At 44.0% G+C, this 7134-nt stretch carries 8 protein-coding genes and 3 pseudogenes; 3 read left to right on the top strand and 8 right to left on the bottom strand.

Annotated features, from left to right (window positions below; genetic code table 11):
• The 8 genes and pseudogenes from JCM10519_RS20925 to JCM10519_RS20890 all read right to left on the bottom strand — a co-directional run.
• Positions 1 to 771, bottom strand: a pseudogene (locus tag JCM10519_RS20925) (ABC transporter transmembrane domain-containing protein); the annotation flags it as partial.
• A 23-nt stretch (positions 772 to 794) separates the two neighbouring features.
• Complete coding sequence (locus JCM10519_RS20915; protein WP_054741583.1) at positions 795 to 1037, bottom strand: hypothetical protein; 243 nt, start codon at positions 1035 to 1037, stop codon at positions 795 to 797.
• Positions 1034 to 1853 (bottom strand): annotated as a pseudogene (locus tag JCM10519_RS20910) (ABC transporter ATP-binding protein). Before JCM10519_RS20910 ends, JCM10519_RS20915 begins: the two are co-directional and overlap by 4 nt.
• A 10-nt stretch (positions 1854 to 1863) precedes the next feature.
• On the bottom strand, positions 1864 to 2853 hold the full coding sequence (locus tag JCM10519_RS20905; protein WP_054741581.1) for an iron chelate uptake ABC transporter family permease subunit: 990 nt from the start codon (positions 2851 to 2853) through the stop codon (positions 1864 to 1866).
• Positions 2850 to 3877: pseudogene (locus JCM10519_RS20900) on the bottom strand (iron ABC transporter permease). The gene JCM10519_RS20905 and the pseudogene JCM10519_RS20900 overlap by 4 nt, the downstream one beginning before the upstream one ends.
• Positions 3878 to 3910: 33 nt before the next feature.
• Complete coding sequence (locus JCM10519_RS20895; RefSeq protein WP_054741579.1) at positions 3911 to 4813, bottom strand: ABC transporter substrate-binding protein; 903 nt, start codon at positions 4811 to 4813, stop codon at positions 3911 to 3913.
• A 25-nt stretch (positions 4814 to 4838) separates the two neighbouring features.
• On the bottom strand, positions 4839 to 5105 hold the full coding sequence (locus tag JCM10519_RS32655; protein ID WP_347845015.1) for a hypothetical protein: 267 nt from the start codon (positions 5103 to 5105) through the stop codon (positions 4839 to 4841).
• Entirely contained in the window at positions 5089 to 5772 is a 684-nt protein-coding gene (locus tag JCM10519_RS20890; protein ID WP_347845014.1) for an ABC transporter substrate-binding protein, read from the bottom strand. The genes JCM10519_RS32655 and JCM10519_RS20890 overlap by 17 nt, the downstream gene beginning before the upstream one ends.
• 329 nt (positions 5773 to 6101) lie before the next feature.
• Here JCM10519_RS20890 and JCM10519_RS32650 point away from each other — a divergent pair, with 329 nt between their 5' ends.
• The 3 genes from JCM10519_RS32650 to JCM10519_RS32640 all read left to right on the top strand — a co-directional run bounded on the left by JCM10519_RS32650 (position 6102) and on the right by JCM10519_RS32640 (position 7071).
• A complete protein-coding gene (locus JCM10519_RS32650; protein WP_347845013.1) occupies positions 6102 to 6350 on the top strand; it encodes a hypothetical protein in 249 nt (82 codons plus the stop codon).
• Entirely contained in the window at positions 6314 to 6784 is a 471-nt protein-coding gene (locus JCM10519_RS32645; protein WP_347845012.1) for a hypothetical protein, read from the top strand. The genes JCM10519_RS32650 and JCM10519_RS32645 overlap by 37 nt, the downstream gene beginning before the upstream one ends.
• 131 nt (positions 6785 to 6915) lie before the next feature.
• The gene (locus JCM10519_RS32640) at positions 6916 to 7071 is read left to right on the top strand and encodes a helix-turn-helix domain-containing protein (protein WP_347845011.1); all 156 of its coding nucleotides are present in this window, start codon (positions 6916 to 6918) and stop codon (positions 7069 to 7071) included.
• Positions 7072 to 7134: the final 63 nt, after the last annotated feature.

Genomic DNA, 7134 nt, shown 5'->3' with positions numbered 1-7134 from the left:
GATAAGAAAAAGAAAGATCTTTCAGTACAATTTCACCTTGAACCCGATTAAGGGTTTTTGCATACTTCTTTTCCTTTACTTCCGGGATTTCATCAAACACATCAAATACCCGTTTACACCCGGCTCCGGCTTCTCCTGCCCTTTCCGCAAGAGCGGAAAAGCTTTTTACAGGACCATAAAACATGGACAGATACATAACAAATCCAACAATGTCTGCAATCTCCACTTCCCCGGTTCCCACCAGGTACCCGCCATAAACGACGACAATCACCGTTCCCAGTGCAGTGACAAAGGCAAGCAAAGGATAAGTTGTTTCAAAAAAGAAGCTTGCACGAAGATAGGCTAAGCTGTGGCGAAGCGAAAGATTTGCAACCTTACGTTCCTCATGGCTTTGCTGATTAAAAATCTGAATTTCTTTGATGCCGGAAAGATTGTCCTGCACCTTTCCTGCAAGTTCCCCTCTTACCCGGGAATTTTCTTTCCACGTAGGGGATACATGACGGCTCTGCCACATGGTAATTCCCAGAAGAAACGGTATGGTAACCAGACTTACCATGCAAGCTTTCCATTGATCGTAAACAGCAAAGCTCCCACCCCTATAAAGGTAAGAACGTTGACTGCAAAATCCGGAATCACATGTGCCAAAAGTACCTCTGCATCCAGCGCATCATTCACGACACGGCTGGTGAGATCGCCTGTCCTGCTTTTGTGAAAATAACTTAAGCTCATATGCTGCAGTTTGCCGTAAAGCCGCTTTCGTAAATCCGCCACATAGTGAAGGGCTGCATAATGATTTAAATATCCGGCCGCAGAAGTTCCTGCCGCTGGATTGTAGCTGCGCCAAGAAGAGACAGTCCGATACGCAGGGCCTGAGCCTGAAAATTACCGATTCCTTCTGTAGCAAGTGCCGTTAATTCCCTTAAAGCCCACGGCGCATAAAACCCGGCTGCCGTAGATACCACGAGGGCAAAAAGTGCAAATATCAGATGGATCCGGTACCTTTTGGCCTCCCGGAATATCCGCAGTGCTGTTCTCATACAGAAATCGCCTCCTTATGGGACAGACGTTCCTGATGTAAAAGAGCATACGTCAGGCACACGGGCCGTCCTGTTCTTGGTTCCTTTACAATTTCAGCATCAATGGAAAATGTCTCCTTTAAAACATGAGGTACCATTACTTCTTCCGGGCTGCCGTGCTTAATGACTTTCCCTCCCCGGACCGCAATCATATAGTCAGAAAAACGTGCCGCCAAATTCAAATCATGAAGAACCATGGCAATGGTGCAGCCCTGGCTGCGGTTCAGTCCGTGTAAAAGCTCCAATACTTCAAGCTGATGAGCCAGATCCAGATAAGTAGTGGGTTCGTCAAGCAAAATCAGATCTGTCTGCTGGGCAAGTGCATGCAATCCAGACTCTTTGCCGCTGTCCCCCGGATAATGTATTTACCTCCCGATGCTCCAAATCCAAAAGCTTGGTTGCCGAAATTGCCCACCGTACAATCTTTTTATCCTCAGGAGTCAATTTTCCAAACCCGCTTTGGTGAGGAAACCGCCCATATGCAACCAGTTCACTTACCGTCAGCCCGCTGGGAGCAGAAGGTGATTGGGGCAAAATCGCCATTTTTTTTGCAATTTCCTTAGTGGGAAGTATTGAGATATCACTTCCATCTAAATAAACCATTCCGTTTTTTTGGTTTTAAAATGCGCCCGATGGCTTTTAGCACTGTGGATTTCCCGCATCCGTTGGGGCCAATGATGGAAGTGATTTTTTATGAGGAATTACCATATCCAAATTCTCCACTATCAGAGCGTTGTCATAGGCAATGTCTAATTTTTTTGTTGTGATACTATTCATACATTCCTCCTTAATTTTCTTTGGCCAATAAATATAAAAAGTACGGGGTACTAAGCACTGTAATTACAATACCTGTAGGCACATCTGCCCCCAGGCTGATGGTTCTTGTTATGGTATCTGCAAGCAATACAATGATCGCACCGCAAAGCCCGGAGGCAGGAAGGAACCATTTATGGTCTGGCCCCATCAATTTTCTTGCCATATGAGGGGAAATCATCCCTACGAAAAAGAAGTTTCCACCCAGCGATACGCTGCCAGAAGAAAGTGCTACTGCTGCTACGGTCAAACCGATAAATTCAGGCTTTACTGCCGCACCAAGGCCTGAAGCCGTTTCATTTCCAAGGTTAAGAATGTTTAGAATATGAGCTTTATAAAATACATATCCGCATAAAATCAATGTCCATGGAATCAGTATGACAAGATAACGCCATTCATCTCCCCACAAACTGCCGGCGCTCCAGCGCTGTATAAAATCCATCTCATTCTGATCCAGCTTAAGAGTCAGCAGTGTAGTTAAAGCTCCATATCCGCTTCCCAGCGCAACACCTGTTAAAATCAGCCCTGTAGGGGAAATGTCTTTCCCTTTTCTATAAGAAAGCAGAAAAATCAATCCTGCAGCGGTCATTCCTCCGCAAAAGGAAAGTAATGGCATCAAAATTGCAGATGACACCGTCTTAGCAGAAAACAATACTACAAAAATCAATACAAACAGCCCGGAACCGGAGCTGATTCCTAAAGTACCGGGACTTGCCATATCGTTTCGCAAAAGGCTCTGCATGATACAGCCGGAAACACCCATTCCCACTCCCACAAGGATTGACAGAATAATACGGGGAAGGCGGAATTCCAAAATAATTAAGTTTTGCTGCGGAGTGCCTTTTCCTGTGATCACATTTAAAACTTCTCCTGGAGTGAGATTCATTTTTCCAGAGTTAATGCTGATCACAGCTATTACTGCCATTAAGATTACCATAATCAGAAAAAGAAACTTTTTTTTCATTCAAATTCCCTCCTTTGCTTTCTTGCAAGATAAAGGAAATAAGGAACACCGATCACAGCAAATATGATGCCAATTGGCGTCTCATAAGGTTTATTGATTAGTCGTCCTATTAAATCGGCAAAAACCGTAAGCAAAGCTCCATAAAGCCCTGAAGCAGGAATGATATACCGGTAGTCCACCCCTACCATATATCGGACAATGTGAGGGGTAATGAGTCCAACAAAACCAACCGGCCCTACGATAATGACAGAAAGCCCGGTAAGAAGCAGCACTATCAGTGTAGAAATTCCTTTGACCAATCTGGTCTTTAATCCCAACCCGGCTGCAACTTCTTCCCCTAAACTCAGCACAGTGACCGATGGAGAAAGCCAAAACGCCGCCAGAACTCCTGCTGCAAAAAGAGGGAGGATCATCATAAGCTCGCTCCATTTGGCTCCTGCTGTTCCTCCTGCTGTCCAATAAGCAAGGGCATGGCCAAGACGGTATTTAATGGAGAGGAACTGGCTGAATGCTCCAAACAGCATGGAAATAGAAATTCCTGCCAATACAAGACGCTGAGGCGTCATTCCTCCTTTTCCAAGAGAAGCAATAAAATAGGTCATGGCTGTTGCAGCTGCAGCTCCCGTACATGCAAACAAAATGGTCTGGCCATAGGTGCGTCCCGGCAGGAATGCCATACAAAACGCCATGGCAAAGGTGCTCCGGAGCTGATTCCCATAAGTCCGGAGTCAGCAAGGGGATTCCGTGTTGTTCCCTGCATGATTGCTCCGCAAATTGCCAGACTGCATCCCACTATTAAATCTGCCACGGTACGTGGAAGCCGAAGGGTCTGAATAATCTGATGCTCTGTCAAATTGGGATTAAATCGAAAGATTGCCTCCCAGGCAGTGGCAAGGCGCATGTCGGCAGCACCAAAAGAAATGGATGCCGCCGACATGAAAATTAAAAGTCCAAATCCAAGAATCATATAAATAGCAAAGCCGGCGGAGCCTTTCCACCGCCGCTTTATTGATGTAGTTTTCATTGAAGCCTGTTCCTTTCCGTAATGGCTATCAAGCTACTCAGGCATATTTAACATCGCCTCCAAAAGATAATCCAACTGTACACTGGATGAGTAGATGTCAATATCATAAAACAGAGTAAAATCAATGGGAATGGTTCTTCCATTTTTTACTGCTGGGAGCGATTCCCAAATGGTGTTTCCATTCAGCTCTTCAGTATCTCCGGACAGGATTAAATAGTCTCCTGCATAATCCTGGATCACTTCCATGGACACATCCCGGTACTGGTCTTTTGCGATGATTTCATTTTGAACGATCTCCGGTGCCTTAAACCCCAGGTGGCTGTAAATCAAGTCACCGCCGCGGCCCCACTTATCACCAAATACCCAAATGCTGCCATTTGCATCTGTCCCGAAAATACTGACTGTTTTGTCCATAATTTGTTTTTCTGCAAGCTCTTCCTTTGCTTCTTTCAACTTTTGTTCAAAATTTTCCAAAGCCTTTTCCGCCTCATCCTGGCGATTCAGCACTTCCCCTAAGAAACGGACCCGTTCCTCTAAGGACAGTTCTGTAAAAGGAAGCCATACCGTAGGTGCAATTTTAGAAGCAATATCATACTGCTCCTGATTCACTACTAAAATCAAATCCGGATCATAAGATAAAATTTCTTCTGCTTCAAATTTATCCCAAACCGGTAGACCTTCCACTTCCTTTTCATATGCTTTTCCCCCGGCATCATAAGTTGCCACAGGCTTTAATCCAAGGGCCAAAACATCTCCCATACAATACGTTACAATGACTCTCTGGGGATCCGCCGGTACCTCAACTTCTCCATGAACGGTCTTTATAACTCTAGTTTCGCCGCCGGTTTTCTGCTCTTTTAAACTGCAGGCTGAAAGCAGCATTCCAGCCCCAAGCGCCATGAAAAGCGCCGTCTTATATTTTTTTAATCTCAACATGAGAACTGCTCCTTCACTCTGATTCTTATTCTGACATTCCCTGAATTGCAGAAACCGTATAATCCAACTGTGCAGATAAGCTGGCTATATCAGAATAGTAGAACAACCCCTGATACTTTCCCGGGATTTCTGCAATCCGGCCTTCTGCAACAGCAGGAATGCTTTTCCAAATATCTGTCTTTGCATATTCTGATTCTTTTCCTTCCTGCTGGAACCATAATATATAATCTCCGAAATATTCATGAGCGACCTCATAGCTTAAAGTCCCTCTGCTGTTACCGGATTCTTCCACCAGTTTCTCCAGCTTCTCCGGTTTTTTTAAGACCAAGATAGTTATAAACCAAAGTTCCTCCTCTGGAACCAGTTTCATAGGCCACACCGTTCCAATCACCGGTTGGACCCCAGTCTTCCAGAATGCTGAATGTTTTCCCCTGGTATTTTTCGCTTTGCAGCTCCTCCTTTGCTGCGGCAAGCTTTTCTTCAAAATCCCCAATCAAGGCTTCTGCTTCTTTCACCTTTCCTGTAGCCTCTCCAATGATGCGCAGACGCTCAATAGAGCTTACGCTTTCTTCTGGAATGACCAGTACCGGAGCTATTTTCCCAAACTTTTCAAAATCCTCTGTCTGATAAGTAATAATCAAATCCGGCTCCGCAGCCATAATATCTTCTGCTGCCCAGTTTTCCAGCTTGGAATCCGAAGAGAACTTATTATAAAATGGCATGGTTTCCTGTTCCCATGCATTGTATCCAACCACATTCAAATCTAAAGAAAGCACATCTCCTATGTACCAGTTCACGACTACACGCTGTGGCTCTTTTGGCACTTCTATTTCTCCCATTACTGTATTTATTGTGTGCATGTCCGGCGCTTTAGGGTTTTCCCGGTTTACACTGCTGCATCCTGTCAGCGCAAATAAAAGCGCGAACATGAAACAAAATATAGACCCTGATTTCTTCATATCAATTCTCCTTAAAGTTGTGATAATTTTCCTTCTTACAGCTTGAGAGTTTACTTTCTTTCCCTTTATGTTAGTCTCAACTAACTAATCAGAATACTAACACAATAAAAAATATACGTCAATATGGCCTGAGTCCATTACGAAGAAGCTTATTTTTCATGTAACTGCTCAAACACACTGTTTTCCGTTGATTCCTGATACTTTTTTTTATTTTATTCTTAGCTATATGGAGCATAATTAAACCAAATTGGAGCATCATTCCATTGTCTTTTTTTCTTCTTTCATGTATAATTTGAAGGTATAAAAGTTAGAAAGTGAGCCATCATGCAATGAATGAATATCAAGCCGCCTCATGGGGAGCCATGGCGAAAAAATATAACCTGGATCAGCGGACCTACGGACCAGGGACCGGATATTACTTTCCGCCCCACTGGTCCAATGGCTGGATCGTTGAAGCATGTCCTGCAAAAGGCCTGTTTGTTTCCAGCGCATGGTTTACTCCAGATAAAAAAATTGTACACTCCATAGACGTGAAAAAGCCATGTTTGTGGATTTTTGTATTGACTGCGGCAGCATAATATATTCCCAGCAGGGCAAGGCATCAACCACGTTCACCCCCATGACCCACGTTCTGGTTAATCCCCAGCATCCATTTCATTTGACCTTTCCAAAAGGAACCCATACCTGCTTTACCAGTGTTCTTGTTTTTGATGACTTTTTACAACCCTTTTTGCAAACAAGAAACAATCCCCCAAAAATCAGCATTGAAGATGCAAAAGCATGGGAAACAGAACATTACAACACATCAAATATCATGATGATATTAGAACAGATCCGCTGGGCAGTGCGCAATGCGGATATGCCCCTCCTCGCCTTTGAAGGAATGGTGCTCCATCTGCTATGCTCAATCGCCAGAAACTATCCGGTAACTCCAGATCGGAGGAGCAATCGCAGAAACTATGTAACATGGGAAAATGAGAAAAAAAGTTTACTCTGTGAAACTGAAAATTGACGAAAACATTCTCCAGGTTCCGCCAATGGAAGAATTGACAAAAATAGCAGATATGAGCGAGAGCAAATTACGCTTAAGCTTTAAAAACATTTATCAGATTCCCCTTTATGATTATATCCGCAGGGAAAAAAATGAAACGTGCCATGCAGCTTTTGTCTGCAGACCATCTAAGCATCCGGGATATTTCGGAGCTGTGCGGCTATAAAAATGCGTCCAAATTTGCTGCTGCTTTTCAGGATGTTCATGGGGTTACACCAAGCGAATTTAGAAAGGCTTTTAATTTATAAGAGACGGCCCAATGCACCATTGGAAAGATACCTGCTATTAAAGACAGCCCTTAATGCAAGAAT

This window comes from Clostridium sp. NkU-1 (assembly GCA_001312405.1).
This window is presented reverse-complemented; position numbering and strand designations above follow the sequence as displayed.

Bases quoted from the DNA above. Each gene is read 5' to 3' on its own strand.
- JCM10519_RS20915 (WP_054741583.1), bottom strand. From the start codon at position 1,037: ATGAGAACAGCACTGCGGATATTCCGGGAGGCCAAAAGGTACCGGATC.
- JCM10519_RS20905 (WP_054741581.1), bottom strand. From the start codon at position 2,853: ATGAAAAAAAAGTTTCTTTTTCTGATTATGGTAATCTTAATGGCAGTA.
- JCM10519_RS20895 (WP_054741579.1), bottom strand. From the start codon at position 4,813: ATGTTGAGATTAAAAAAATATAAGACGGCGCTTTTCATGGCGCTTGGG.
- JCM10519_RS20890 (WP_347845014.1), bottom strand. From the start codon at position 5,772: ATGAAGAAATCAGGGTCTATATTTTGTTTCATGTTCGCGCTTTTATTT.
- JCM10519_RS32650 (WP_347845013.1), top strand. From the start codon at position 6,102: ATGAATGAATATCAAGCCGCCTCATGGGGAGCCATGGCGAAAAAATAT.
- JCM10519_RS32645 (WP_347845012.1), top strand. From the start codon at position 6,314: ATGTTTGTGGATTTTTGTATTGACTGCGGCAGCATAATATATTCCCAG.
- JCM10519_RS32640 (WP_347845011.1), top strand. From the start codon at position 6,916: ATGAAACGTGCCATGCAGCTTTTGTCTGCAGACCATCTAAGCATCCGG.